This is a genomic window from Cellulomonas pakistanensis, from assembly GCF_016862755.1.
GTDB classification, from domain to species: Bacteria; Actinomycetota; Actinomycetes; order Actinomycetales; family Cellulomonadaceae; genus Cellulomonas; species Cellulomonas pakistanensis.
The window spans coordinates 35,751-57,043 of sequence record NZ_BONO01000011.1 but is presented as its reverse complement, the minus strand read 5'-3'; the positions used below and the strand labels follow the sequence as shown (position 1 = coordinate 57,043).

Below are 21,293 nucleotides of genomic sequence, written 5' to 3'. Positions count from 1 at the left end.
GCGCCGGTCCGGGAAGATGGACCGCGTGACGCAGCCGACACCCACGCCCGCGCCCGCCGACCCCGCCGCGACCGCCGCGACCGACCCGGCGGCGGCCGAGCCCGCCGCGACCGACGCCCCCGACGCCGCGGCGGCACCGCCGGCGTCCTCGCCGACGAGCGCCGCCGCCCCTTCGCCCGGCGGCCGCGGCGACCGCCCCGCGCCGCGGGTCGTCGTGGTCGGCGGCGGCCCCGGCGGCTACGAGGCCGCCCTCGTCGCCCGCCGCCTGGGCGCCGACGTGACGGTCGTCGAGCGCGCGGGCCTGGGCGGCGCCGCGGTGCTGACCGACGTCGTGCCGTCCAAGACGCTGATCGCCACGGCGGAGTGGATGACGATCGCCGAGCGCGCGCACGACCTGGGCATCCGCCTGGACGTGCCCGCCGGCCAGGGCGACGGGGCCGACCCGGCGCAGGACACCGGCCGGACCCGGCGGCACAGCATCGACATGGCCGCCGTGAACGCCCGGGTGCGGGACCTCGCGCTCGCGCAGTCGGGGGACATCCGGACCCGGCTCGAGCGCGAGGGCGTGCGCGTGGTGATCGGCCACGGGCGGCTCGACGGGCCGGAGCGCGTCGTGGTCACCGGCGACGCCGAGGAGGCGCTCGACGCCGACGTCGTCCTGCTGTCGACCGGCGCGACCCCGCGCACGCTGCCCGACGCGCAGCCCGACGGCGAGCGGATCCTCACCTGGACGCAGCTCTACCACCTGGACGAGCTGCCGGAGCGGCTGATCGTGGTCGGCTCGGGCGTCACCGGCGCCGAGTTCGCCGGCGCGTACGTGTCGCTGGGCTCCCAGGTCGTCCTCGTCTCCAGCCGCGACCGGGTGCTGCCGGGCGAGGACGCCGACGCGGCGACCATGCTGGAGGACGTGTTCCGGACCCGCGGCATGGAGGTCGTCGGGCGCTCGCGCGCCGAGGCCGCCCGGCGGACCGCCGACGGCGTGGTGGTCACCCTCGCGGACGGCCGCGAGATCGAGGGCTCGCACGTGCTGCTGGCGGTCGGCTCGATCCCGAGCACCGAGGGCCTCGGCCTGGCGGAGGCGGGCGTGCGGACGACCCCGTCGGGGCACATCGAGGTCGACAAGGTGTCCCGCACCTCGGCCCGCGGCGTCTACGCGGCGGGCGACGTCACCGGCGTGCTGCCGCTCGCGTCCGTCGCGGCGATGCAGGGGCGGATCGCGATGTCGCACGCGCTCGGGGACGCGGTGGCGCCGCTGAAGCTCCGCGGGGTGGCCGCGAACATCTTCACCGCTCCTGAGATCGCGACGGTGGGCCTGAGCGAGACGGCGCTGGTCGAGCGGGACGCGCACTTCGTCACGCACACGCTGCCGCTGGCCCGGAACCCGCGCGCGAAGATGCTCGGCGTCCGCGACGGGTTCGTGAAGCTGTTCGCGCACTCGACGGCGGGCACGGTGCTCGGCGGCGTCGTGGTGGCCCCGCGGGCGTCGGAGCTGATCTTCCCGATCACGCTGGCCGTGTCGCACAGCCTGACGGTCGACGACGTGGCGAACGCGTTCACGGTGTACCCGTCGCTGTCCGGCAGCATCGCCGAGGTGGCCCGCGTCCTGCACCAGACCGACCAGGGCTGACCGGGCCGGGGCCGGCCCGGGCCGCGTGGCCCGGCGCCGGCGGGGGCGCCCCGCGCGGTGCGCCCCCGCGCCTCAGCCCAGCCGCGCCTCGGTCACGAGAGCCAGGTGGTCCGACGAGTCGTCGGCCAGCACCCGCGCGTCGGCGAACGTGATCCCGCCCCGCCCGAGCACCCAGTCGATCCGGACCTCCGGGTCGTTGCTCGGGTGGGTCAGCACGTCCTGCGCGCCGGCGGTGTCCATCGCGCTCGCCCAGCCGGCCGCGCCGAGGGCGTCGAGCTCGGCCGACCCGGGGCCCGCGTTGAGGTCCCCGGCCAGCACCGACGGGCCGTCGGCGGGCAGCGCGGCCTCGAGCGCGGCGAGCTGGTCCAGCCGGGTCGCGGCGTTGTCGTCGCGGTGCTGCAGGTGCACCGACGTGACGCGCACCGCCTCGCCGCCCGGGCCCGCGACCAGTGCGGTGAGCGCCGACCGCTCCTGCGGCCCCGCGCCGTACGGCAGCGGGACCACCTCGACGTCGGTCAGCTCGGTCCGGGACAGCAGCGCGTTGCCGAACTGCTGGTCGGCGGCGGGCGCGAACGCGACCTGCATGCCGAGCCGGTGGCCGAGCCAGGTGAGCATGTCGGCGCCGCCGCCGAGCACCCAGCCGCGGGACACCTCCTGCAGCGCGACGACGTCCGGGCCCTGCGCCTCGATCGTCCGGGCGATCTGCTCCAGGTCGACGGCGGTGTGCGCGGCGACGCCGTAGTGCAGGTTCCAGTCCAGGACGACGAACGCCTTCGGGTCGCGGTCGACGGCGGGCGCGGGCGCGGCGAGCGCGGCGGACGCCCAGCCGACGAGCAGCAGCGCGACGGACGGCAGCACGAGGAACCGCAGCGCGTTCGCCCGCAGCGGGGGAGCGGGCTCGCGCCCCGTGGCGTCCGCCGCCGGGCTCCGGAACCGCAGCCCGCCGGCGGCCAGGACGGCCGACGCCAGCACGACGACCCACGCGTTGTCGACGCCCAGCGGCACGTCGTAGTCGAGCAGGTAGACCAGCAGGACGACGACGAGCCCCAGGCCGACCGCGGCGGTCGCGAGCGCGGTGCGGCCGATCCCGGGCGGTGCGGGCCGGCGGGTCTTCAGCGCCACCGTGAGCACCACGCCGAGCGCGACCTCCGCCACGAGGACCGCGACCAGCGCGACGACGCCCGTGGTGAGGAACGCGACGGCGGTCGCGACCGGCAGCAGGCCGACGGAGGCCCAGCGCACCGGCCGCGCCATGATCCGCGGCACGAGCAGCAGCCAGGCGGTCAGGGCGGAGGCGAGGACGGTGGCGGTGCCGGCCGCCAGGAGCGGCAGCTCCGACTGCGACGCCGCGAACGCCGGGTTGCCGAGCACCATGACGACCAGCGCCAGCGCCGGCCCGAGCACCCAGGTGCGCCGCGGACGGCCGGACGCGGTCTCGCCCCGGGCGACGGCCGCGACGCCGACGGCGAGGAGCACGAGCGCGACGGCGACGACCGTGCCCAGCACGCCGCCGCGCCACAGCGGGTCCCACGTGCCGAGCGCGAGCTGCAGCGCCGCCGCCAGCCCGGTGCCCAGCGTGATCCCGAGGGCGGCCTGCCGCCCGCCGCCCGCGCGACCGGCCACCAGCGTGGTCGCGAGCACCAGCGCCGTCACGGCCAGCGACGCGGTGACCAGGCCGGCGACGAACCGCGCCTCGTCGTGCACGGCCTGGGTGACCAGCCGGGCGGCGCCGAGGGCCACGACGGCGGCGAGCGCGGTGCGGCCCGAGGCGGTGCCGTCCGCGCGGCGCCCGGTGCCGACGAGCAGGAGCGCCGCGAGCAGGCCGGCGCCGAGGAACGTGAGCAGCGCGGCCCCGGCGACCGCGACCGTGCTGACGGCGAACGCGCGGTCCAGGACCGGGCCGGCGGCGCGCACGGCGTCGACGGCGAGCACGGTGACCAGCGCGACGAGCGCGACCCGGGTCGCGGTGCCGGCGTCCGGCGGGAGCGGGCCCGGACCCGGCGACGACGCGGACGCGGGGGGCACCGACGGCGGTGCGGCTTCGGGGACGCTCACGCCGTCAACGTAGTGGGCCGCGCTGCGCGGGGGCGAACCCCGCGGCGGGCGATCGGGCCGGGCCGCGCCGTGCCGGGCCGGCCCCGTGCGCTCCGCGGGCCCCGTCGGCCGCGCCGGCGGGTCAGCCGCCCTCGACCTCCGGCGGCAGCGCCGCGCGCAGGGCGGGCCAGGCGTCGCCGAACGCGGGCAGCAGCGGCAGGTCGGTCACGTCGTCCAGCGCGACCCACGCGATCGCGAGGCTCTCGTCGTCGGTGGGCCGGGCGTCGACCGGGCCGGACGCGACCGCGACGATCGTCGTGTACGTCCAGTCGACGTGGTCCAGGACGTGCTCGCCGACCACCCGGACGGACGCCGGCTCGATCCCCGCCTCCTCCTCGGACTCGCGCAGCGCGCCGTCGACCGCCGACTCACCGGTGTGCCGGGCGCCGCCGGGCAGGCCCCAGGTGCCGCCCTGGTCGCTCCACGGCGCGCGGTGCTGCAGGACGACGGCCGCGGCGTCCGTGGCCGTCGCCGGGCGCGCGAGCAGCAGGCCCGCCGCGCCGGCGGTGCCCCAGTGCCGGCGGCCGCACCGGCACTCGACCCACCCGTCGCCCGGGTGGTGGGGTCGCCGCGCCACCGGCGTCAGTCGACGATCTCGCAGATGGCGGTGCCCGCCGCGACCATGCCGCCGACGTCGGCGGACAGGGAGGCGATCGTGCCGGCGCGGTGGGCGACCAGCGGCTGCTCCATCTTCATGGCCTCGAGCACGACGACCAGGTCGCCCTCGGCCACGGTGTCGCCCTCGCCGACCGCGACCTTGACGATCGTGCCCTGCATCGGCGACGTGAGGGCGTTGCCCGAGGCGGCGGCGGGGCGGCCCGCGGCGCGGCGCGGCGCGGAGCGGCGGGGACCGGGGCCGGTGGCGCGGCCGCGGCCGGCCCGCAGCGCCAGCGCGGCCGGCAGCACGACCTCGAGCCGCTTGCCGCCGACCTCGACGACCACGCGCTCCAGCTCCGTCGGCTCGCCGTCCTCGTCGGCGCCGGCGGCGGTCACGGCGGGGGTGCCGGTCAGCGCGGGCAGCCGGTCGGCGAACTCGGTCTCGATCCACCGGGTGTGCACCGCGAACGGCTGCGCCGGGTCGGCCGGGACGAACGCGGGCTCGGTCATGACGGCGCGGTGGAACGGCACGACGGTCGGGATGCCGGCGATCTCCAGCTCGGCCAGCGCGCGGCGGGCGCGCTCGGCGGCCTGCTGCCGGGTCGCGCCGGTGACGACCAGCTTGGCGATCATCGAGTCGAACGCGCCGGACACGGTGTCGCCCTCGACGACGCCGGAGTCGACGCGGACGCCCGGGCCTGCCGGGAACCGCAGCGTCGTGATCCTGCCGGGGGCGGGCAGGAACCCGGCGGCCGGGTCCTCGCCGTTGAGCCGGAACTCGAAGGAGTGCCCGCGGGTCTGGACCTCGGTGTAGCCGAGGGGCTCGCCGTCGGCGATGCGGAGCTGCTCGCGCACCAGGTCGATGCCGCTGATCTCCTCGGAGACCGGGTGCTCGACCTGCAGGCGGGTGTTCACCTCGAGGAACGAGATCGTCCCGTCGGCCGCGACGAGGAACTCGCAGGTGCCGGCGCCGACGTAGCCGGCCTCCGTCAGGATCGCGATCGAGGCGTCGACCAGCTGGGCTCGCTGGGCGTCGGAGAGGAACGGCGCGGGCGCCTCCTCGACCAGCTTCTGGTGCCGGCGCTGCAGCGAGCAGTCGCGGGTCGACACGACGACGACCGTGCCGTGCTCGTCCGCGAGGCACTGGGTCTCGACGTGCCGCGGCTTGTCCAGGTACCGCTCGACGAAGCACTCGCCCCGGCCGAACGCCGCGACGGCCTCGCGGACGGCGGAGTCGTACAGCTCGTCGATCTCCTCGGTGGTGCGGGCGACCTTGAGGCCGCGGCCGCCGCCGCCGAACGCCGCCTTGATGGCGACCGGCAGGCCGTGCTCCGCGACGAACGCGTGCACCTCGGCGGCGCCGGAGACCGGGTCGGGGGTGCCCGCGACCAGCGGGGCGCCGGCGCGCTGCGCGATGTGCCGGGCGCTCACCTTGTCGCCGAGGTCCCGGATCGCGGCCGGCGGCGGGCCGACCCAGACCAGGCCGGCGTCGAGGACCGCCTGGGCGAATTCGGCGTTCTCCGACAGGAACCCGTAGCCCGGGTGCACGGCGTCGGCGCCCGAGCGGCGCGCGACGTCGAGCAGCTTGGCGATGTCGAGGTAGGTCTCCGCGGCGCGCGCGCCGTCCAGGGCGTACGCCTCGTCCGCGACGCGCACGTGCAGCGCCTCGCGGTCGGGGTCCGCGTAGACGGCGACGGACGCGAGGCCGGCGTCCCGGCAGGCACGGGCGATGCGGACGGCGATCTCGCCGCGGTTGGCGACGAGGACCTTCGAGATGCGGGGCACGGCTCACCGTAACGCGGGGGGCGTCCGGCGATCACGCCCGCGGGCGCCGCGCCGCGAAGATCGCCGATCCGGCCAACCGGTCCCGCGCGCCGTTGGAGGGTTCCACAGCGGACGCGCGGCGCCGGCGGTGCGGCCCGGCGCGCCCTTGTCCGCCCCCGACAAACCGCGCGGCGCCCGTGAGCCGGCGCCCGCGTCCCCGACCCCGGCGCCGAGTGGGTACCAGACGCGTCGAGCGGGCAACCACGGAGTGCCCACTCGACGTGTCCGGTGCCCACTGGGCGGGTCGAGCCGCGGGGGTGGCGCTCGCCCCACCCGGGGCGCGGGTCAGGCGGGGAGGCGGGTCCAGAGGGTGTGGATCGGCACGCCGCGCGCCGCCAGGAGCCCGCGCAGCAGCGGCAGGCTCAGGCCGACGACGCCGTGGTGGTCGCCCTCGACGCCGGTGACGAACGCGCCCCCGAGCCCGTCGATCGTGAACGCCCCGGCGACCCACAGCGGCTCGCCGGTCGCGACGTAGGCGTCGATCTCGGCGTCGGACACGTCCGCGAAGTGCACGACGGTGGTCGACGTGGCGCCGTCCTCGGCCGACCCTGCCGACCCGGCCGACCCGGCCGACCCGGCCGACGCGGCCGACCCGGCCCCGTCGCGCCCGTCCACCAGCCAGTGCCCCGTGTGCAGCCGCCCGCTGCGCCCGCGCATCGCCCGCCACCGCGCGGCGGCGTCCGCGGCGTCGGCCGGCTTGCCCAGCACCTGCCCGTCGAGCTCCAGCATCGAGTCGCACCCGAGGACGAGCGCCCCCGCGTGCCCCGGCGCGACGTCCCGGGCCTTGGCGCGGGCGAGCAGCAGCACCGCCTCGGCGGGCGGCACGTCCCCGGCGGCGGCGAGCACCGCGGGCTCGTCGACCGCGGACACCGCGACGGTCGGCTCGATGCCGGCGGACCGCAGGGTCGCGAGCCGGGCGGGGGAGGCGGAGGCGAGCACCAGGGTCGTCACCCGGCGAGCGTACGGGCAGGCCGGGGACGTACGTCCTCCGGGGCGGCACCGCGCGCGCGCCGATGATGTCCGGAGAACTCCCAGGAGGGGATGCGACGATGACCGGCGTGACCGAGGACAGCGCGCGGGCAACGCGCCCGCGCGGCGCAGCAGCCGACCCGACCGACCTGCTCGACCACGACCCGGTGGACGACGACCCCGCCTCCCCGGCGCGCGCCGCCTGGCGCCGCCGGACCGCGGTCGAGATGGCGGTGTCCGGGGTCGTCGGGCTGTTCACGTCGTTCGTGCTGTCGATCGAGGCGTGGCGGCTGGCCGCCGACCCCACGGCGACCTTCAGCTGCGACCTCAGCTCGGTGATCTCCTGCAGCACGGTCGCGCGGTCGTGGCAGGCCGACCTGCTGGGGTTCCCGAACGCGTTCCTCGGCATCGCGTTCGAGTCCGTGGTCATCGCGATCTCGGTCGCGGGGATCGCCGGCGTGCGGTTCCCCCGCTGGTACATGCTCGGCACCCAGGCGCTGTACACCGTGGCGCTGGTGTTCGCGTGGTGGCTGTTCCTGCAGTCCTACTTCGTGATCAAGGCCCTGTGCCCCTGGTGCCTGCTCATCACCGTCACCACGACGCTGGTGTGGGCGGGCCTGACGCGGTGGAACGTCCGGGACGGCCACCTGCGGCTGCCCGGCGCGGCCGGGCCGTGGGCGCGCCGGTTCGTGGCGTCGGGCGCCGACTGGTACGTCACCGTGGCCGTGCTCGTGCTGCTCGTCGCGGCGATCCTGCTGCGGTACGGCCCGACGCTGCTGGCGGCCTGAGCCCCGGCGCCGCCACCGCGCGCACCCCCACGCACGAGGGCCCCCGGACCGCGCAGGTCCGGGGGCCCTCGTGCGTCGCGCGCCGGTCAGGCCAGCGCGGTCCGCAGCACGTCGAGCGGCAGCGCGCCCATGCCCAGCGCCCGGGCGTGGAACGCCCGCAGGTCGAACGCCTCGCCGCGCTGCTGTGCGGTCGCCGCGGCGCCGTCCCGGATCTGCTCCCAGATGCGCTGGCCGATCTTGTACGACGGCGCCTGGCCCGGCCAGCCCAGGTAGCGGTTCAGCTCGAACCGGATGAACTGCTCGGGCATGTTGACGTTCGCCCGGAGGAACTCCCACGCCTTGTCGGCGTCCCAGGTGCCGCCGCCCCAGCGCTCCGGCGCCTCGAGGCCGAGGTGCACGCCGAGGTCGAGCACGACGCGGGCGGCGCGCATCCGCTGGCCGTCGAGCATGCCGAGCCGGTCGCCCGGGTCGTCCAGGTGGCCGAGGTCGGCCATGAGCCGCTCGGCGTAGAGCGCCCAGCCCTCGCCGTGGCCCGACACCCAGCACGCCAGCCGGCGCCAGGAGTTGAGCTGCGCGCGGTTGTAGACGGCCTGGCCGACCTGGAGGTGGTGGCCCGGGACGCCCTCGTGGAAGACGGTGGTCTTCTCGCGCCAGGTGTTGAACGTGGTGACCTCCGGCGGCACCGACCACCACATCCGGCCGGGCCGGCTGAAGTCGTCGGACGGGCCGGTGTAGTAGATCCCGCCGTTCTGGGTCGGGGCGATGCGGCACTCCAGGGTGCGGATCGCGTCCGGGATCGTGAAGTGCACGCCGTCGAGCGCGGCGACGGCGGCGTCCGAGGTCTCCTGCATCCAGCGCTGCAGCGCCTCGGTGCCCTCGAGCCGGCGGGACGGGTCGGCGTCCAGCGCGGCGACGGCCTGCTCGACCGTGGCGCCCGGGCCGGCGATCTCGGCGGCCACGGCCTCCTGCTCGGCGACGACGCGCGCGAGCTCCTCGAGGCCCCACTGGTACGTCTCGTCCAGGTCCACGGTCGCGCCGAGGAAGTACCGGGACCACAGCGCGTAGCGCTCGCGGCCTGCGGCGTCGGCCTCGGGCGCCTGCGGGGCGAGCTCGTCGCGCAGGAACGTGACCAGGTCCGCGTACGTCCGGCGGGCGGCCTCGGCGCCGCGCTCCAGGTCGGCGCGCAGCGCGTCGCCGCCCGCCTCGACCGCCGCGGCGGCCTCGGGGCTGGTCACGAACGAGGTGAAGAACGAGGACGACGCGTCGGCGAGCTCCTCGGCCTGGGTGATGGCCTCGCGCACCTGGCGGATCGCCGGGACGCGGCCGCGGGAGGCGGCCAGGCGCAGCGACTCCACGTAGCCGGCGCCGGCCTGCGGCAGCCCGGCGAGGCGCTGGGCGATCGTCGACCAGGCGTCGGCGCCGTCGGTGCCCATGAGGTCGAACACGTCCCGCATGCCCTGGACGGGCGAGGCGATGACGTTGAGGTCGGCGAGCGTCTCGCCGGCCTCGTGCAGCTCGAGGTCCAGGCCGAGGCGCTCGCGCATCGCGGCGAGGGTGATCGTGTCGACCTCGTCCGCCGGGGCCAGGCCGTCGAGCTGCGCCAGCGTCGCGCGGGTCGCGTCGGCGCGGGCCTCGTGGCCGGCGGGGGACAGGTCGGTGACCTCGTGGTCGTGGCCCGGGAGGCCCAGCGCGGTCGCGTCGAACGGGTCCAGGGCGGCGTAGGTCGCGACGTGGGCGTCGGCGACGTCGTCGATGGGGCTGGCGGGGCGCTGCGGCGCCCCGGTGGTCTCGGGTGCAGTGCTCACCCGGCCGACCCTACCCGCGCCGCGGGAGAGCACCCCGGCTTTTCCGTGCAGGCGGGGCGGCCCGACCCGGCGTCCCGGCCCCGCGCGTCAGCGCAGGCTGCTCCGCCAGGCGTCGGGACCGGTGCGCCACGTCGAGCCCGAGCCGGGCAGCACCCGCGCGCGGTCCGACCACGCCGCGGGCGGGGCGGCGTCCTCGACCCCGTCGTCGTCCGCGGGCGCCGAGGCGGCGACGAGCCCCGCGACGAGCGCGGCCAGCTCGACGTCGTCCGGCGTGCCCCGGACGACCTGCACGTGCGGCAGCGCCGCGGCGTCGCCCGCGCTCACGCCTCGTCGTCCTCGTCGTCGTCGAACGACACCGGCGCGCCGCGGGACGCGCCCCAGCCCTCGACGGTGAACCCGCTGTCCAGCAGGCGCTCGACGATCTCCGCGCCGCCGTTGTCCACGATGCCGAGCACGGCGTCGATCGACTGGTCGCCGGTCGCGGCCGGCACGCTCACGACGAAGCCGAGGTGGAACTCGTCGGTGTCCTCGTCCGCGGCCGGGGCCTCGGCGGGGGCGGGCTCCTCCCACGTCATGCCGGTCAGCTCGGAGTGCATGCCGAGGCTCTCGTGCAGCAGGTCGTACAGCCGGGCGTTCAGGCCCGAGACGCGCGACTCGAGCGCGAGCACGCGCGGGTCCTCGTCCGCCTCGGAGGCGCCGAACTCGGCGCGCACGCCCGCGGCGGTGTCGACGTAGTCGTGCAGGGCCGCGGCCAGCGCGTCCACGGCGGCGTGCATCGCGCCGGTGTCGACGCCGGGCAGCGGCTCGGGGCCGTGCGCGCCGCCGGCGTGGCCGTGCGGGTGGTCGTGGCCGCCGTGGTCGTCGTGCTCGTCCGGGCCGGGCAGCAGCGGGTCGCCGGTCACAGCGGGATGTTCCCGTGCTTCTTGGGCGGCAGCGCCGCGCGCTTGGTGCGCAGCACGCGCAGCGCCCGGACGATCTGCGACCGGGTCTCGGCGGGCGCGATCACCGCGTCCACGTAGCCGCGGTCGGCGGCGTCCCACGGGTTCACGATGGCCTCCTCGTACTCGCGGGTGAGCCGGGCGCGCTCGGCCTCGACGTCCCCGCCGGCCTCGGCGACCTGCTTGAGGGCGCCGCGCTGCAGGATGTTCACGGCACCGCCGGCGCCCATGACCGCGATCTGCGCCGTCGGCCAGGCGAGGTTCACGTCGGCGCCGAGCTGCTTCGACCCCATGACGATGTACGCGCCACCGTACGCCTTGCGGGTGATCACGGTGACGAGCGGGACGGTCGCCTCGGCGTAGGCGTAGATGAGCTTCGCGCCGCGGCGGATGATGCCGTTCCACTCCTGGTCGGTGCCCGGCAGGAAGCCGGGGACGTCGACGAACGTGAGCACCGGGATGTTGAACGCGTCGCAGGTCCGCACGAACCGGGCGGCCTTCTCGGCGGCGTCGATGTCGAGCGTGCCGGCCATGGTGAGCGGCTGGTTGGCGACGACGCCGACGGCGTGGCCCTCGACCCGGCCGAAGCCCACCAGCACGTTCCGCGCGAACAGGGGCTGGACCTCGAGCAGGTCGCCGTCGTCCAGCACGTGCTCGACGACCGTGCGCATGTCGTACGGCTGGTTGTCGGAGTCGGGCACGAGCGCGTCGAGCTCGAGGTCGGCGTCGGTCACCTCGAGCTCCGCCTCGTGCGGGTAGGCCGGCGCGTCGGTGAGGTTGTTCTGCGGCAGGTACGACAGCAGCGAGCGCACGTAGTCGAGCGCGTCGTCCTCGTCGGAGGCCAGGTAGTGCGCGACGCCCGAGCGGGTGTTGTGCGTGGTCGCGCCGCCGAGCTCCTCGAAGCCGACGTCCTCGCCGGTGACCGCGCGGATGACGTCCGGGCCGGTGATGAACATGTTCGACGTGCCGTCGGCCATGACGATGAAGTCGGTGAGCGCGGGGGAGTACACCGCGCCGCCCGCCGACGGGCCGAGGATGAGGCTGATCTGCGGGATCACGCCCGACGCGGCGACGTTGCGCCGGAAGATCTCGGCGAACTGGGTCAGCCCGGCGACGCCCTCCTGGATGCGCGCCCCGCCGCCGTCGCTGATGCCGACCAGCGGCATGCCGGTGCGCAGCGCGAGGTCCATGACCTTGGTGATCTTCTGGCCGTGCACCTCGCCGAGGCTGCCGCCGAAGACGGTGAAGTCCTGGGAGTAGACCGCGACCGGGCGGCCGTCGACCGTGCCGTGCCCGACGACGACGCCGTCGCCGGGGACGCGCTTGCGGTCCAGGCCGAAGTTGGTCGAGCGGTGCCGGACGAACGCGTCGAGCTCGGTGAACGAGCCGGGGTCGAGCAGCGCCTCGATGCGCTCGCGGGCGGTGCGCTTGCCGCGGCCGTGCTGCTTCTCGGCCGCGGCCTGCTCGGGCTCGGTGACGGCGGCGCGGTACCGGTCGGCGAGGTCGGCGACCTTCGCGGCGGTCCCGGCGGGCCGGGGCGGGACGGGCGTGGCGGCGGTCGGGTCCGCTGCGGGCAGGTCGGTCACCCGCACGAGGCTAGTGGTCCGCCCCGGCCCGGTGCCTGGGCGACGGGCACGGACCTGCGCGCGCGGGGTCGTGGGGATGCCACAACGCGGGTGCGACGGCGGCGGGCGAGGATGGACGGGTGGACGAGACGGACCGGGACGACCCGGCGCGGGGGCCGCTGCGCGTGGACGAGGTGCGCGCGGCGCTGCTGCACCCGGCGGGACCGCTGCGCCGGTGCGCGGTCCTCCCCGAGGCGGGCTCGACCAGCACGGAGCTGCTCGCGCGCGTCGCCGAGGACCCGGCCTGGGCGGACGCCGGGCTGCTCGTCGCCGAGCACCAGCGGGCCGGCCGCGGCCGCGCCGGCCACACCTGGACCACGCCGCCCGGGGCCGCGCTGACGCTGTCGCTGGCCGTGCGGCCGGGCGTGCCGCGCGACCGGTGGGGCTGGCTGCCGCTGCTGGCCGGCCTGGCCGTGGTCCGCGCGGTGCGCGCCGCGACCGGGCTGGCGGCCGGGCTCAAGTGGCCGAACGACGTGCTGGTCCCGGGGGCGGACGGCGCCGACCTGCCCGGCTGGGGCCGGTACCGCAAGGCCGCGGGCCTGCTGGCCGAGGTCGCGCCCGGCGGCGACGCGGTCGTGCTCGGCATCGGCCTCAACGTGGCGCAGCGCGCGGACGAGCTGCCGGTCGCGAGCGCGACCTCGCTGCGGGCGGCGGGCGCGGCGGGCGTCGACCGGACGGCCCTGCTGGTCGCCGTGGTGCGCGAGGTCGACGGGGTCCTCGCGCCGTGGCGGGACCACGGCGGCGACGTCGCGGCGGCCGGCCTGGACGCCGCCGTGGCGGGGGCCTGCCTGACCCTGGGTGCGGGCGTGCGGGCCACGCTGCCCGACGGGTCGGAGCTGCGCGGCACGGCGGAGCGGATCGACGCCGACGGGGCGCTGGTGCTCCGGGACGCCGCCGGGTCGGAGCGGGTGCTGCTCGCCGGTGACGTGCGTCACGTGCGGCCGGTCGGTGAACTAGGGTCGCTGTCGTGACGGACGAGGTGCAGGACGGGGTGCAGGCCGCCGCGCTGGACGCGGCCCTGCTGGGCGGGCCCCGGACGCTCTCCCTGCGCGACATCGCCGAGCGCTCCGGCATGGACCTCGACCTGGTGCGGCTGTACTGGCGGACGCTCGGCCTGCCGCACCCCGACGCCGACGACGTGGCCTTCACCGCCCGCGACGCCGAGGCGGTCGAGCGGGCCGCGGGCATGCTGCGCGACGGCCACCTGGGCAGCCGCACGATGATCTCGCTGACGCGGGCGCTCGGGCACACCAGCGACCGGCTCGCGCTGTGGCAGGTCGAGGCGCTGGTCGAGGACGTCGCGACCCGGCACGGCCTGGACGACCCGGCGGCCCGCCGCGCGGTGCTCGAGGAGCTGCCGCAGCTCGCACCGGTCCTCGAGGACCAGCTCCTGCACTCCTACCGCCGGCACCTGGCGTCGATCGCGGCGCGGTACGCGGTGGAGTTCGCCGCGGGCGGCGAGGCCGCGGGCGGGACGGGCGCCGACCCGGCCGCGCTGCCGCTCGCGCGGGCCGTCGGGTTCGCGGACATGGTGTCGTTCACCCGCCGCACGGCCGGCCTCGGCTCCACCGACCTGTCCGACTTCGTGCAGCGGTTCGAGACCGCCGCGCGGGACGTCGTCACCCAGTGCGGCGGCCGCGTCGTCAAGACGATCGGCGACGCGGTGCTGTTCGTCGCCGACGACGTGCGGACCGGCGCCCGGGTCGCCCTGGAGCTCGCGCGGGTGCTCGGCGGGGACCTGGACGTCGAGCGGGAGCGCGGGGCCGGCGGGCTCGCCGAGGGCGCGCGCGGCGTCACGCCCGTGCGCGTCGGCGTCGTGTGGGGCCGGGTGCTGTCCCGGTTCGGCGACGTGTTCGGGCCGTCGGTGAACGTCGCCGCCCGGCTGACCGACATCGCCGACCCGAGCACGGTGCTCACCGACCCGCAGACCGCGCGGCTGCTGCTCGACGCCCCGGGCCTGCTGCTGGAGCCGCAGCCCGAGCGGGAGCTCGAGGGGATCGGCTCGTTCGCCCCGGTGCGGATCCGCACGGCCTGACGACCGCCCGGCCGGGGGTTCCGTCGCGGGGCCCCGGCGGCGCAGACTCGGGCGCATGACCGACGCCGACCGCCCCGCGCCCGCCGACCGCCCCGAGGCCGCCGACGCCGCGCGTCCCGTCCGCCAGCTCCGGCTCGTCGTCGAGGCCGAGGACTACGACGCCGCGCTGGCGTTCTACCGTGACGTGCTCGGGCTGGAGCAGCTCGAGGCGTACGAGGGCGGCGACGGTGCGCACGTCGCGATCCTCGACGCCGGCCGGGCGACCCTCGAGCTCGCGAACCCGGCGCAGAAGCGGCTGATCGACGACGTGGAGGTCGGCCGCCCGGTCGCCCGGCACGTGCGGGTGGCGTTCGAGGTCGCCGACGCCGCCGCGACGACGGAGCGGCTCGTGGGCTCCGGCGGCGCGGAGCTCGTCGCGCCGCCGACCGAGACGCCGTGGCGCTCGCTGAACGCGCGGCTGGAGGGGCCGGCCGGGTTGCAGCTGACGGTGTTCCAGGAGCTGGGCCCGGCCACCTGACCCGGCCCTTCGCGCGGGCGGGCCCGAAGCCGGGCCCGCGCCCGGTCGCGGCGCGGGTCGAATCGATTCGCACCGGGTCCGCGCGCGTGGGACCATGGGGCACGAGATGAGCACCGGAGAACCCGTCCCCACCCCTGCCCGACCCTCGACGACCGCGGCGGCGCCGGCGGGCACCCCGGCCCCGGCCGCCGCGCTCCGGCCGAGCGCGAAGTACGTCCTGCTGCTCGGCGTCATGACCGCGCTCCCCGCGATCACCACCGACATCTACCTGCCGTCGCTGCCCGACGTGGCGCGCGACCTGGACACCAGCGCGGCCGCGGCCCAGCTGACGATGACGATGATGCTCGTCGGCGGCGCCGCCGGGCAGCTCGTGATCGGCCCGCTGTCCGACCGGTTCGGGCGCCGGCTGCCCGTGCTGATCGGCGTCGCGCTGCACGTCGTCACCTCGCTGCTGTGTGCGATCGCCCCGGCGATCATCCCGCTCATCGGCCTGCGCATGGTGCAGGGCTTCTTCAACGCGTCGGCGTCCGTCGTGGCGATGGCGGTGATCCGGGACCGGTTCGTCGGGCCCGACGCCTCCCGGCTGCTGTCCCGGCTCATGCTCGTCATCGGCGTGGCCCCGCTGTTCGCGCCGAGCGTCGGCGGGCTCATCGCGGGGCAGTGGGGCTGGCGCGCGGTGTTCGTCGCGCTGGCGCTGTACGGCGCGGCGCTCTGGGTCGTCGTGCTGCTCCGGCTGCCCGAGACGCTGCCGCGCGAGCGGCGGCTCGCCTCGGCGCGCGGCGTGTGGAGCGGGTACCGGGTGCTGATCAGGGACCGGCACTTCGTCGCGCTGGCCCTGCTGCCCGGCCTCGGGCTCGCGGTGCTGATGAGCTACGTCGTCGGCTCGCCGTTCGTGCTGCGCGAGGGGTTCGGCCTCACGTCCGGCCAGTTCGCGCTGGTGTTCGCGATCAACGGCATCGGCCTGGTCGGCGGCGCGCAGGTGAACGCCGCGCTGGTCCGCCGGTACGCGCCGATCCAGATCATCCGGGTCGCGCTGCCGATCTCGTTCGTCCTGGTCCTGGCGCTGCTGGTGCTCGCCCTGACCGGCGCGGGCGGGCTGCCGGCGCTGCTGGTGGTCCTGTTCCTCACCATGTCGCTGGTCAACTTCACGCCGCCGAACGCGTCCGCGATCGCCCTGTCGCGGCACGGCGAGCGCGCCGGCACCGCGGCGGCGTTCATCGGCGCGCTGCAGGCCGGCGTCTCGGGTGTCGTCGCGCCGCTGGTCGGCGTGCTCGGCGAGTCCGCCTGGGCGATGGCGACCGTCATGCTCGCGGGCGCGGGCGGCGCGCTGCTGGTCCTCGCCCTCGCCACCCCGGCGTACCGCCGCGGCGGGTGGACCGAGGGCGGGCTCGGCGGGGCGACCGTCAGCGAGGCGGCCGCCGAGGCCCGCTGAGCCGCGCGGGGCCGGTCGGCTCAGCGGCTCTCGCCGAGCCGGGCCAGCCGCTCGGAGGCCGCGCGGAGCACGGCCTCCTGCTTCACGTAGGTGAAGCGCACGGCGGTGCGCAGCGCGCGGTCGGCCGCGGAGCCGTCGTGCGTGAACGCGCCGACGGGCACGCCGACGACGCCGGCCAGCTCCGGCAGCGCCCGGCACAGGTCGGCGGCGTCGTGCAGGCCGTGCCGCGCGAGGGGCCCGGCCAGCAGCCGCGCCGCGTCGGCGACCACGAAGTACGTGCCCTGCGGCCGCACGACGTCGAACCCCGCGGCGGTGAGCCCCGCGCTCAGCAGGTCCCGGCGGTGGGCGAGCGAGGCGGCAAGCCGGGCGACGTAGCCGGCGTCCGGGCCGTCCGTGGTCTCCAGGGCGAGGGCGTGGGCGATCGCCGGCTGGAACGGCGCCCCCGACACGTAGGTGAGGAACTGCTTCACCGCGCGGACCGCGTCGACCAGCGGCGCCGGGCCGGTGACCCAGCCGATCTTCCACCCGGTGAACGAGAACGTCTTGCCCGCCGACGAGATGGTGAGCGTGCGCCCCGCCGCACCGGGCAGCGTCGCGAACGGCACGTGCGCGACGCCGTCGTAGGTCAGGTGCTCGTAGACCTCGTCGGTGACGACGACGCAGTCGTGCCGCTCGGCGACCTCGAGGACCACCGCCAGCTCCTCGCGGGTGAGCACCGCGCCGGTCGGGTTGTGCGGGGTGTTGAGCAGGACGACCCGGGTGCGGTCGGTGACGGCGGCGCGCAGCGCGTCGGCGTCCAGCCGGAACCCGTCCGGCGTGGCGGCGAGCGGCGCCGTGGTGTGCCGCGCCCCGGCCAGGCCGATCACGGCCGCGTACGAGTCGTAGAACGGCTCGAGCGTGAGGACCTCGTCGCCGGGCTCGGTCAGCGCGAGCAGCGTTGCGGCGAGCGCCTCCGTCGCCCCGGTCGTGACGAGCACCTCGGTGTCCGGGTCGGGCGCGAGCCCGTAGTGCCGCTGCTGGTGCTCGGCGATCGCGACGCGCAGCTCGGGGATCCCGGGGCCCGGCGGGTACTGGTTGGCGCCCGCGGCGATCGCCTCCGCGGCGACCCGCTTGACCGACTCGGGGCCGTCGACGTCCGGGAACCCCTGGCCGAGGTTGATCGCCCCCGTGCCCGCGGCGAGCGCGGACATCTCGGCGAAGATCGTCGGCCGCGGCACGCCGTCGGCGCCGAGCAGCCCGGCGGACCGGGCGACGTCGCGCCACCGGCCGGGCGTGGCGGGACGGGCGGGGGAGGGCGTGGCGGTCATCGCGGTCCTGTCGGTCGGGGACCCGAGGAGGGTAGTCCCGTCGACCGCGCTCGCGCCGGGCGCGCCCGCGGACCGGGCCGCGGTGACGTGCGCGGGGGCGTCAGAGCACGCCGGCGGCCGCCAGGAGGCCCGCGACGACGAGCAGCACCAGCGACCCCCACGCGCACGCGACCCACCACGGCACGAGCTGCCGGGTCCGGGTGCGCGGGTGGTGGTGCGTGGTCATGCCTGTGTGATCGGCACCACGGGCGCCGGCTCAAGTCCTCGCGGCGGATCCGTGCGGGTGACTTCGCGGGGTCAGCCCTGCCCGGCCTGCCGCACCTGCTGCGACAGGTCCTCCACCTGCTGCGCCAGCCGGTCGAGCGCGTCCGCGGTCGTCGCGTCCACCTGCGAGGACGCCGAGTCGAGCGCGCCCCGGGCGGAGTCGAGGGCCGACTGCGCCGAGTCGAGCTGCTCCTGCGCCGCGGCGCTGCCGTCCGCCTGGGCCTCGTCGAGCGCGGCGGTGGCGTCGCCCATGGCGGTCTCGGCCTGGTCGAGCGCGCCCTGGGTCGCCTCGCGGGCGGTCCCGTCGAGGTCCTGCAGCCGGGCGGTCACGTCGTCGACGGTGGCCCGGGCGGACTCCACGCGCTCGCGGGCGGAGTCGGCGAGGTCCTGCAGGTTGCCCGCGGCCTCGCTCGCGGAGTCGGCGACGGACTGCGCCTGGGAGGCGACCTCCTCGACCTGGGAGCACGCGGCGAGCGCGGCGCCGGCGCCGAGCAGCAGCGGCAGGGCCAGCGCGGTGCGGGCGAGCCGGCCGCGTCGGGCGGCGGACCCGTCGGTGGGGCGGGCGGTGCGGCGGGTGGTCATCGGGGGCCTCCTCGTCGGTGGACGGTCCAGTGTGCCAGTCGGACCTCGGAGGACCCTGGACGCCCTGGCGCAGGCGCACGGGAGCGCCCCGCCCGCGAGGGGGTCGCGGGCGGGGCGCTCGGGCGAGCAGCGGGCCTGGTGTCAGGCCGGACGGACGCTCAGGCGTCGGCCTCGGCCGGGGCCCCCGCCCCGGCGGGCGCGTCCACGGCGCCCTGCTGCTCGCGGCGGCCCCGCACCTCCGCCACGGAGGTGCCGTAGTAGGCCGCGGTCATGATGTCCTTCATGTCGGCGCGCATCGGCATCCGGGGGTTCGCCGGGGCGCACTGGTCCTCGTAGGCGCCCATGGCGACCTCGTCGAGCCGGGACAGGAAGTCCTGCTCGTCGACGCCCTGCGCCTGGAAGGACGACGGGATGCCGACCTTCGCGCGCAGCGCCTCGATGGCCAGGGCGTAGGACTCGACGCCCTGCTCCGGGGTCTCCGCCGGCAGGCCCAGCATCCGGGCGATCTGCTGGAACCGCTCCGGGGCGACGTAGTGCTCGTACTTCGGCCAGCTGGTGAGCTTGGTCGGGATCTGGCCGTTGTACCGGATGACGTGCGGCAGCAGCGTGGCGTTCGTCCGGCCGTGCACCAGGTGGAACGTCGAGCCGATGACGTGCGCCATCGCGTGCACGATCCCGAGGAACGCGTTGCCGAACGCCATGCCGGCGATGGTGCCGGCGTTGTGCATCTTCTCCCGGGCGTCCTTGGTGGCCGGGTCGGCCGGGTCGCCGTTCACGGACTGCGCCAGGTTGTCGAAGATCAGGCGGATCGCCTGCAGCGCCATGCCGTCGGTGAAGTCGTTGGCGTACACCGCGACGAACGCCTCGGTGGCGTGGGTCAGGGCGTCGAAGCCGGAGTCGGCGGCCAGCGAGCGCGGCATCTTCGCGGTGAGCACCGGGTCGATGATCGCGACCGTCGGGGTCAGCGCGTAGTCCGCCAGCGGGTACTTCTTGCCGGCGTCGGGGTCGGAGATGACCGCGAACGGCGTGACCTCGGCGCCCGTGCCCGAGGTCGTCGGGATGCAGACCAGCTTGGCCAGCTCGCCGAGCACCGGGAACTTGAACGCGCGCTTGCGGACGTCGAAGAACTTCTGCTTGAGGTCCGAGAACACGATCTCGGGGTGCTCGTAGAGCAGCCACATGACCTTGGCGGCGTCCATCGGCGACCCGCCGCCGAGCGCGATGATCGTGTCGGGGCGGAAGTGCCGCATCTGCGCCGCGCCCGCCTGGACGGTCTTGACGCTGGGCTCCGGCTCGACCTGGTCGATGATCTGCACGGACACGTTGTTGCCGCGGCGGTGCAGGACGTCGAGGACCTTGTCGACGAAGCCGAGCGTGGTCATGGTGGCGTCCGTGACGATCGTGACGCGCTCGACCTCCGGCATGTCGGACAGGTAGCGGATCGCGTTCGGCTCGAAGTACGTCTTGGCCGGGACCTTGAACCACTGCAAGTTGTTGTTCCTCCGGCCCACGCGCTTGATGTTGACGAGGTTGATCGCCGAGACGTTGTTGGACACCGAGTTGTGGCCGTAGGAGCCGCAGCCCAGGGTCAGCGACGGGATGAAGGCGTTGTAGATGTCGCCGATGCCGCCGAGCGACGAGGGGGCGTTCGCGATGACGCGGATCGCCTTGACCCGGTTGCCGTACTCCTCGGTGAGCGCGTCGTCCTGCGTGTGGATCGCGGCCGAGTGGCCGAGGCCGTCGAACTCGACCATCTGCTCGGCGAGCTGGATGCCCTGCTCGGTCGACCCGGCGCGCAGCACGGCGAGGACCGGGCAGAGCTTCTCGCGGGTCAGCGGCTCGTTGGGGCCGACCGAGCCGACCTCGGCCAGGATGATCGAGGTGTCGGCGGGGACGGAGAAGCCGGCCTGCTCGGCGATCCACTGCGGGGACTTGCCGACGACGGTGGGGTTCAGCTTGGCCTCGCCGCAGTTCTTGCCCCTGGCCTCGACGCCGAAGATGAACTTCTCGAGGAGCGCCTTCTCCTTCTTGCTGGCGCGGTAGGCGTGCAGCACGGCGAACTCGGCGAGCGCCGCGTCGTAGATCTCGTCGTCGAGGATGACGGCCTGCTCGGAGGCGCAGATCATGCCGTTGTCGAACGACTTGGACAGCACCACGTCGTTGACGGCCCGCTTGAGCTTGGCGGTCTTCTCGATGTACGCCGGGACGTTGCCCGCGCCGACGCCGAGGGCCGGCTTGCCGCAGGAGTAGGCCGCACGGACCATCGCGTTGCCGCCGGTCGCCAGGATGGTGGAGACGCCGGGGTGGTTCATCAGCAGGCCGGTGGCCTCCATCGAGGGGGTCTCCACCCACTGGATGCAGTGCTCCGGGGCGCCGGCGGCGACGGCCGCGTCGCGCACGACCCGGGCCGCGGCGACCGACGACCGCTGGGCGTTCGGGTGGAACGCGAAGATGATCGGGTTGCGGGTCTTGAGCGCGATGAGCGCCTTGAAGATCGCGGTCGAGGTCGGGTTGGTCACCGGGGTCATCGCGCAGATGACGCCGACCGGCTCCGCGATCTCGGTGATGCCGTTGATCTCGTCGCGGGCGATCACGCCGACGGTCTTGAGCGCCGCCATCGAGTTGGTGACGTGCTCGCAGGCGAAGATGTTCTTGACGGCCTTGTCCTCGAAGACGCCGCGGCCCGTCTCCTCGACGGCCAGCTCGGCGAGCTGCCCGTGCTGGTCGAGCGCCGCGACCGCGGCCTTCTTGACCAGGCGGTCCACGTCCTCCTGGGTGAAGCGGGCGTACTCGGCCAGCGCCTTGGTCGCGCCGGCGACCAGCTGGTCGATGGCCGCGGCGGTTCCGGTGCTCGTCGTCGTGGTGGTCACGGGGACTCTCCCGAGGGTG

General features: G+C 76.2%; 18 protein-coding genes. 6 read left to right on the top strand and 12 right to left on the bottom strand.

The window, feature by feature from the left end; translation table 11 throughout:
• Window positions 1–214 precede the first annotated feature (214 nt).
• Window positions 215–1,627: an NAD(P)H-quinone dehydrogenase gene (locus tag Cpa01nite_RS08805; protein WP_239068655.1), complete on the top strand. Its 1,413-nt coding sequence runs from the start codon at window positions 215–217 to the stop codon at window positions 1,625–1,627.
• 72 nt (window positions 1,628–1,699) lie between these two features.
• On the opposite strand, the gene Cpa01nite_RS08800 is transcribed toward Cpa01nite_RS08805, so the two are convergent.
• The 4 genes from Cpa01nite_RS08800 to Cpa01nite_RS08785 all read right to left on the bottom strand — a co-directional run bounded on the left by Cpa01nite_RS08800 (window position 1,700) and on the right by Cpa01nite_RS08785 (window position 7,093).
• Window positions 1,700–3,682 carry an endonuclease/exonuclease/phosphatase family protein gene (locus Cpa01nite_RS08800; protein ID WP_203668382.1) on the bottom strand — a complete coding sequence of 661 codons (1,983 nt, stop codon included), beginning with the start codon at window positions 3,680–3,682 and terminating at the stop codon, window positions 1,700–1,702.
• A gap of 121 nt (window positions 3,683–3,803) precedes the next feature.
• Window positions 3,804–4,298, bottom strand: coding sequence for an NUDIX hydrolase (locus tag Cpa01nite_RS08795; RefSeq protein ID WP_239068646.1), 495 nt, complete (start codon window positions 4,296–4,298; stop codon window positions 3,804–3,806).
• Window positions 4,299–4,303: 5 nt separating this feature from the next.
• The gene (locus tag Cpa01nite_RS08790) at window positions 4,304–6,103 is read right to left on the bottom strand and encodes an acetyl/propionyl/methylcrotonyl-CoA carboxylase subunit alpha (protein ID WP_239068645.1); all 1,800 of its coding nucleotides are present in this window, start codon (window positions 6,101–6,103) and stop codon (window positions 4,304–4,306) included.
• 324 nt (window positions 6,104–6,427) lie between these two features.
• Complete coding sequence (locus tag Cpa01nite_RS08785; RefSeq protein WP_203668381.1) at window positions 6,428–7,093, bottom strand: Maf family protein; 666 nt, start codon at window positions 7,091–7,093, stop codon at window positions 6,428–6,430.
• A 98-nt stretch (window positions 7,094–7,191) separates the two neighbouring features.
• On the opposite strand from Cpa01nite_RS08785, the gene Cpa01nite_RS08780 reads away from it, so the two are divergent.
• Window positions 7,192–7,899 (top strand): vitamin K epoxide reductase family protein, encoded by a 708-nt coding sequence (locus Cpa01nite_RS08780; protein ID WP_203668380.1) that lies wholly within the window; start codon window positions 7,192–7,194, stop codon window positions 7,897–7,899.
• An 86-nt stretch (window positions 7,900–7,985) separates the two neighbouring features.
• Here Cpa01nite_RS08780 and Cpa01nite_RS08775 read toward each other — a convergent pair whose 3' ends face one another.
• The 4 genes from Cpa01nite_RS08775 to Cpa01nite_RS08760 all read right to left on the bottom strand — a co-directional run bounded on the left by Cpa01nite_RS08775 (window position 7,986) and on the right by Cpa01nite_RS08760 (window position 12,228).
• Complete coding sequence (locus Cpa01nite_RS08775) at window positions 7,986–9,704, bottom strand: DUF885 domain-containing protein (protein WP_203668379.1); 1,719 nt, start codon at window positions 9,702–9,704, stop codon at window positions 7,986–7,988.
• An 87-nt stretch (window positions 9,705–9,791) separates the two neighbouring features.
• Window positions 9,792–10,028, bottom strand: a complete 237-nt coding sequence (locus Cpa01nite_RS08770) for an acyl-CoA carboxylase epsilon subunit (protein ID WP_239068644.1) — start codon at window positions 10,026–10,028, stop codon at window positions 9,792–9,794.
• Window positions 10,025–10,606 carry a hypothetical protein gene (locus Cpa01nite_RS08765; RefSeq protein ID WP_239068643.1) on the bottom strand — a complete coding sequence of 194 codons (582 nt, stop codon included), beginning with the start codon at window positions 10,604–10,606 and terminating at the stop codon, window positions 10,025–10,027. The genes Cpa01nite_RS08770 and Cpa01nite_RS08765 overlap by 4 nt, the downstream gene beginning before the upstream one ends.
• Window positions 10,603–12,228 (bottom strand): acyl-CoA carboxylase subunit beta, encoded by a 1,626-nt coding sequence (locus tag Cpa01nite_RS08760; RefSeq protein ID WP_373307369.1) that lies wholly within the window; start codon window positions 12,226–12,228, stop codon window positions 10,603–10,605. Before Cpa01nite_RS08760 ends, Cpa01nite_RS08765 begins: the two co-directional genes overlap by 4 nt.
• 119 nt (window positions 12,229–12,347) lie before the next feature.
• On the opposite strand from Cpa01nite_RS08760, the gene Cpa01nite_RS08755 reads away from it, so the two are divergent.
• The 4 genes from Cpa01nite_RS08755 (at window position 12,348) to Cpa01nite_RS08740 (ending at window position 16,251) form a co-directional block, all read left to right on the top strand.
• On the top strand, window positions 12,348–13,238 hold the full coding sequence (locus tag Cpa01nite_RS08755; protein WP_239068642.1) for a biotin--[acetyl-CoA-carboxylase] ligase: 891 nt from the start codon (window positions 12,348–12,350) through the stop codon (window positions 13,236–13,238).
• Window positions 13,235–14,302: an adenylate/guanylate cyclase domain-containing protein gene (locus Cpa01nite_RS08750; RefSeq protein ID WP_239068641.1), complete on the top strand. Its 1,068-nt coding sequence runs from the start codon at window positions 13,235–13,237 to the stop codon at window positions 14,300–14,302. The genes Cpa01nite_RS08755 and Cpa01nite_RS08750 overlap by 4 nt, the downstream gene beginning before the upstream one ends.
• A 55-nt stretch (window positions 14,303–14,357) precedes the next feature.
• Window positions 14,358–14,819, top strand: a complete 462-nt coding sequence (locus Cpa01nite_RS08745; protein WP_203668378.1) for a VOC family protein — start codon at window positions 14,358–14,360, stop codon at window positions 14,817–14,819.
• Between the two features lie 106 nt (window positions 14,820–14,925).
• On the top strand, window positions 14,926–16,251 hold the full coding sequence (locus Cpa01nite_RS08740; protein WP_239068640.1) for a multidrug effflux MFS transporter: 1,326 nt from the start codon (window positions 14,926–14,928) through the stop codon (window positions 16,249–16,251).
• 20 nt (window positions 16,252–16,271) lie between these two features.
• On the opposite strand, the gene Cpa01nite_RS08735 is transcribed toward Cpa01nite_RS08740, so the two are convergent.
• From Cpa01nite_RS08735 to adhE, 4 genes are all read right to left on the bottom strand, one after another.
• On the bottom strand, window positions 16,272–17,558 hold the full coding sequence (locus Cpa01nite_RS08735; protein WP_203668376.1) for an aminotransferase class I/II-fold pyridoxal phosphate-dependent enzyme: 1,287 nt from the start codon (window positions 17,556–17,558) through the stop codon (window positions 16,272–16,274).
• Window positions 17,559–17,658: 100 nt separating this feature from the next.
• Entirely contained in the window at window positions 17,659–17,784 is a 126-nt protein-coding gene (locus Cpa01nite_RS08730) for a molybdopterin oxidoreductase (RefSeq protein ID WP_203668375.1), read from the bottom strand.
• A gap of 71 nt (window positions 17,785–17,855) precedes the next feature.
• A complete protein-coding gene (locus tag Cpa01nite_RS08725; RefSeq protein WP_203668374.1) occupies window positions 17,856–18,404 on the bottom strand; it encodes a hypothetical protein in 549 nt (182 codons plus the stop codon).
• A gap of 158 nt (window positions 18,405–18,562) precedes the next feature.
• A complete protein-coding gene (gene adhE, locus Cpa01nite_RS08720; protein WP_239068639.1) occupies window positions 18,563–21,274 on the bottom strand; it encodes a bifunctional acetaldehyde-CoA/alcohol dehydrogenase in 2,712 nt (903 codons plus the stop codon).
• Between the last annotated feature and the right edge of the window lie 19 nt (window positions 21,275–21,293).